Annotated in this window: 5 protein-coding genes; 1 reads left to right on the top strand and 4 read right to left on the bottom strand. The window is 64.2% G+C overall.

Annotated elements, in window-relative coordinates:
• A partial coding sequence (locus tag ACE3OH_RS20605) for an alpha/beta fold hydrolase (RefSeq protein ID WP_374357581.1) occupies positions 1-461 on the bottom strand: 461 nt, incomplete at its 3' end.
• Positions 458-1612, bottom strand: a complete 1155-nt coding sequence (bioF, locus tag ACE3OH_RS20600) for an 8-amino-7-oxononanoate synthase (protein WP_374357578.1) — start codon at positions 1610-1612, stop codon at positions 458-460. The genes ACE3OH_RS20605 and bioF, both read right to left, overlap by 4 nt.
• Positions 1613-1698: 86 nt before the next feature.
• Between bioF and rfbC the strand changes: the two genes are divergently transcribed.
• Entirely contained in the window at positions 1699-2244 is a 546-nt protein-coding gene (gene rfbC, locus ACE3OH_RS20595; protein WP_374357575.1) for a dTDP-4-dehydrorhamnose 3,5-epimerase, read from the top strand.
• 128 nt (positions 2245-2372) lie between these two features.
• Here rfbC and ACE3OH_RS20590 read toward each other — a convergent pair whose 3' ends face one another.
• Positions 2373-2792: an MAPEG family protein gene (locus ACE3OH_RS20590; RefSeq protein ID WP_374357572.1), complete on the bottom strand. Its 420-nt coding sequence runs from the start codon at positions 2790-2792 to the stop codon at positions 2373-2375.
• A 91-nt stretch (positions 2793-2883) separates the two neighbouring features.
• A partial coding sequence (locus ACE3OH_RS20585) for a GNAT family N-acetyltransferase (RefSeq protein ID WP_374357569.1) occupies positions 2884-3795 on the bottom strand: 912 nt, incomplete at its 5' end.

Genomic DNA, 3795 nt, shown 5'->3' with positions numbered 1-3795 from the left:
CGGCCATCGCGGCTGCCCATTACCTGCAGGGCCAGGAACCTCTCCAGCGTGGCGGCATAGTCGTCGGCCAGGCTATGGGCAAAAGCGGCGAGGGTGGTGGACGGGGTGGCGTGCGGCCAGTCGTCGCGCTGCATAAAGCAGGGCGAGGAGGCGCACAGAGTCAGCGAGCGCAGTTTGTCGGCGTTTTGCAAGGCCCATTGCGCGCCCACTGCGCCGCCGAGCGACCAGCCCAGCACATGTACCGGCAGCGGGAAGGCTGCATCCAGCGTGTCGGCCAGGGTTGCCAGGGTGTAGGGCGCCTGCATGGCGCTGGCGCCGCAGCCGGGCAGATCGACGATATGCACGCAGAAGTGCTCGGCCAGCTGGTCGGCCAGGCGGTCGAACACCGCGCCATGGATGCCCCAGCCGTGGATCAGCACCAAGTCTTCGCCCTGGCCCCGGGTATCGATAAACAGGCTCATTGCAGCTCCAGCAGGGCATGTAGCAATTGGTCGAGATCGTCGTCGCCATGGGCGGCCGACAGGGTGATGCGCAGGCGCGGCGTCGGCACGGTGGGCGGGCGGATCGCCACCACCCACAGGCCGCGTTGCTCCAATGCCTGCGCCAATTCGAGTGCCTGCTCGCTCGTCGGCAGGATGATGGGCTGGATAGGCGTGGGCGAATCCAGCAGCGCATAGCGGCTACCGGCCAGCGCCGCGCGAAAACGCTGGATATGCTGGAACAGGCGCTGTTGTCGCCATGGCTCGTTCGCAATTATTTGCAGCGCGGTGCGGGTGGCGGCCGCCAGTGCCGCCGGCGCGGCGGTGGTGTAAATGGCGGTGCGCGCCTTGTTGCTCAGCCAGTCGATCAGCACTTGCTCGCCGGCGACCAGTGCGCCAGCGGTGCCAACTGCTTTACCGAGGGTGGCCATATAGATGATGCGTGGCGAGGCCAGCTGCCAGTGGGCCAGGCTGCCTCGGCCATCACCCAGCACGCCGAAGCCGTGCGCATCATCCAGATACAGCCAGGCATCGTATTGCTCGGCCAGCGCCAGCAGAGCCGGAAGCGGGGCGAGGTCGCCATCCATGCTGTACACCGCATCGACCGCAATCAGCTTGCGGCGCGCCGATGAGGTGGCAAGCAGCTGCTCCAGCTGGGCCAGATCGTTATGGGCAAAGCGGTGAAAACTGGCGCGGCTGAGCAGGCAGCCATCATTGAGCGAGGCGTGGTTGAGCTTGTCGGCAAACACCGCATCGCCGCGCCCGAGCAAGGCGGTGATCACCCCGAGGTTGGCGGCGTAGCCGGTTGAGAAGCCCAGCGCCGCCGGCAGGCCGAGCAGGGCGGCGAAGTCGTGCTCCAGCTGCTCATGCGGCGCTTGATGGCCGCACACCAGATGCGATGCACCGCTGCCCACGCCATAGGTTTGCAAGCCGGCGCTGGCCGCTGCAATCAGTTGTGGATGGGCCGCCAGGCCCAGATAATCATTGCCGCAGAAATTGATCAGCTCGCGACCGTCGCGCTGCAATCTTGCACCTTGGGCGGAGTCGACCACCCGGCGCCGCCGGCGCAGATGTTGCCGCTCCAGTGCAGCGAGGCCGTCGGCGAGTTCGTCTAGCAGGCTCAATCGTGTCATGGCGCGCATTGTAACGGCCCGCCGGGGCGATGCGCATTCGTGCCGGCTCTGCTATCTTTCGCCGCATTTCATCGACGGTTACTCCCATGCAAGCCATTCGCACTGCCATTCCCGATCTGGTCATTCTCGAACCCAAGGTGTTCGGCGATGATCGCGGCTTTTTCTATGAAAGCTTCAATGAGCGCACTTTCCGCGAGCTGACCGGTTTTGACGGCCAGTTCGTGCAGGACAATCACAGCAAATCGGCCAAGGGCGTGCTGCGCGGCCTGCATTATCAAATTCAGCATGCGCAGGGCAAATTGGTGCGCTGCACCGCCGGCGAGGTGCTCGATGTGGTGGTGGATATCCGCAAGTCCTCGCCTACCTTTGGCCAGTGGGTCAGTGTGCGTCTGTCGGCCGAAAACAAGCGCCAGTTCTGGGTGCCGGCCGGCTTTGCCCATGGCTTTGTCGTGCTGAGCGACAGCGCCGAGTTTCTGTACAAGACCACTGATTACTGGGCGCCCGAGCACGAGCGCTGCATCGCCTGGAATGACCCGGCCATCGGCATCAACTGGGAATTCGATGGCGAGCCGCAGCTATCGGCCAAGGACAAGCTGGGCAAATTGCTGGCCGAGGCCGAGCTGTTCGCCTGATTCGACATGGCAGACACGGTGGCGGCTCCGTCCTGCCACCTAAAGTCACTTGGAGCACATGCGGGCTCATCATGGCTTGGCTGCCTCATACACAGTGAGATATCGGCAGAGGTCATGGCCGGCGCTGCCTAAACGCTCACGCCTGCCAGTCCCAGCAGCCAATAGGCGCAGATGGCCAGTTGCGCCAGAAAGCAGCTGAGCCGCAGCCAGATCTGCCAGGGCCGGGTGCCACTCAGATGGATCAGTGACTGGGCCACGCGTAGCAGCAACAGGCAAACGGCGGCCGGGTCGGTGACGGCGGTCTGCTGACTGGCGATGGCATACATCAAGATACCGCCGGCCACCGGCAGGTTTTCCACCGCATTGGCATGGGCGCGGGCGGCACGCTCGCCAAAGGCGCTCAAGCCCTTGTTATCGGCGGTAAAGCCATCGATACGGCGCTTGCCGCCGAGCATGAACAGGCCGCGATGCATCACCAGCAATAGCGCCAGCAGCATGGTCCAGCCCAGGTAGCCCAGCAAGGCGAGCTGGCTTGTCGTCAGGGTCATTGGTAGTCCTGTCTGAAGTTTGGGGTGAGGGCGGCAAGCATCGTCTCCTTGGTTTGTCGGAGCCGTCTGCATGGCGTGTCGCCGTTCGATCTTACAGCGTGCGGACTACCCATTTGAGCGACATATCGTCCGGATGCGGGCGCACCTCGAAGCCGAGCTTGCGCATCAGGCCCAGCATATGGGTATTGCTGGCAAGGATTTCGCCTTCCATGGTGTGCAGGCCGGAATCGAGCGCTGCCATGAAGAGCGCATGCATCAGCTGGTAGCCCAAGCCCTTGCCCTGCCAGCGATCGCCAATCGAAATGGCGAATTCGCAGCTGGCGGCATCGGGGTTGGCGGTGTAGCGTGCCACACCGGTAATGTGCTCGGCGCCGCCCTCGCTCACCGTTACCACCAGCGCCATTTCACGCGCGTAGTCGAGCTGGGTGAAGCGCACCAGCAGGCTGGGCGGCAGCTGCTTGAGGGTGCTCATAAAGCGGTTGAAGCGGCTTTCTTCCGACAGCTCGTCGCGCACGAAGCGCTGCAATTCATCGGCGTCTTCCGGGCGGATCGGCCGCATCACGCAGGGCAGGCCGTCCTTGAGCTTGCCCTTGGCCACCAGATGGGTGGGGTAGGGGTAGACCGCCATATGGTCGTAGCGGCGGAACCGTTGCGGCAGCGGCGCCACCAGGATGCTGGCGTCGACTGCTACTGCGCCGTGTTCATCGGCCACCACCGGGTTCAGGTCGAGTTGCACCATTTCCGGTAGCTCGCAGGCCATTTCCGCCACCCGCAGCAGGATGTCGCGTACCGCTTCCATATCGGCAGCCGGCTGGTTGCGGAACGGGCCAAGCGCCTTGGCAATGCGGGTGCGGCGGATCAGATTGCCGGCAATCAGCTCATTCATCGGCGGCAGGGTCACCGCTACATCGTTGAACACTTCCACGGTCAGCCCGCCGGAGCCAAAGGCCACCACCGGGCCGAAGACCGCATCGCGCGTCACCCCCATCATCAGCTCGCGCGC

It is taken from the genome of Chitinimonas sp., from assembly GCF_041904975.1.
In the GTDB taxonomy this organism is placed as follows: domain Bacteria; phylum Pseudomonadota; class Gammaproteobacteria; order Burkholderiales; family Chitinimonadaceae; genus Chitinimonas.
Note: the sequence above shows the minus strand (reverse complement) of the source record. Positions and strands in the feature narration are given on the sequence as shown.

Bases quoted from the DNA above. Each gene is read 5' to 3' on its own strand.
- bioF (WP_374357578.1), bottom strand. From the start codon at position 1,612: ATGACACGATTGAGCCTGCTAGACGAACTCGCCGACGGCCTCGCTGCA.
- rfbC (WP_374357575.1), top strand. From the start codon at position 1,699: ATGCAAGCCATTCGCACTGCCATTCCCGATCTGGTCATTCTCGAACCC.
- ACE3OH_RS20590 (WP_374357572.1), bottom strand. From the start codon at position 2,792: ATGACCCTGACGACAAGCCAGCTCGCCTTGCTGGGCTACCTGGGCTGG.